Raw genomic sequence first — 895 nt, forward strand, 5'->3', positions numbered from 1 at the left:
GCCTGATAAAAGAAGTGGCATCCGTGGACGGGCTTTGTAAGGCCCTGGCCCTTGCAGGATATAAGATACGCCAGGGCAGTTCAAAAGTACACGGGCGATATATCGCTTTTACCCCTGCCGGTGGAAAAAAAACAGTGAGGAGCTATCAGCTGGGCAAAGGGTATAACCTCCAGGATATAGAGCGACGCATCAAGGATAAGGATGGGTTGACACAGGTGGACCGGGCAGCACGCATCCCCCGGGTTAAGTCCAGCTCGTTTCCAAAGGATGGGATCCCTGCCAGAGAAGCGGCATTTTATCCGTCTGCCTACCAGTATTATTATATCCGGAAATACTGCCAGAACACGGTCCTTTACCAATACCAGAACACAAGACGCTACAGTAATATCCGGGAGACGGAGGAGCTTGCCAGGTGCTGCCGCTACTTGATCCGGAATAACATCCGGAGCGAAAAGGCCGTGCAGGAGAGATGGGAACAGCTGGAAGCACGTCAGGCAAGCCTGGATGCAGAGCGGACCCGTTTTTATCAGACAAATTTAAGTCTGGATGAGACAGAGGCCTTAAAAAGATATGAAAACCTGCAGACAGCCTGTTCTATGGCGGAGAAAGAAGGGAGGGATGATGACTGGGAGGCTTTCGCAGATGAAATGAGTAAGTTACAGGAAAAGTACCCGCTGGAGGCGCTGCAGCAAAGAGAGCAGGAGAGGAGAGCCCGGCTCCGGGAACTGCGGGAAGAGAATGCGTCACTGCGTAATGAAAAGAGGACCCTGGCACAGATTGGCAGGCAGAGAAGCCAGAAGAATAAGGAGGTGGCAGACGATTGGAGTACAGTAAAGAAGAGGTTATGAGTTTCATTGAGACATGCAAAAAGAACGGGATCCAGGACGCCGCAAGG

1 protein-coding gene is annotated in these 895 nt (G+C 51.7%); it reads left to right on the plus strand.

Annotation, left to right across the window (positions count from 1 at the left end; all coding sequences use genetic code 11):
• Positions 1 to 848 (plus strand): hypothetical protein (locus WMO65_RS26315; RefSeq protein ID WP_349064897.1); only part of this gene is annotated, 848 nt, incomplete at its 5' end.
• Positions 849 to 895 lie beyond the last annotated feature (47 nt).

The organism is Blautia caccae (assembly GCF_040095955.1).
Classification (GTDB): Bacteria; Bacillota; Clostridia; order Lachnospirales; family Lachnospiraceae; genus Blautia; species Blautia celeris.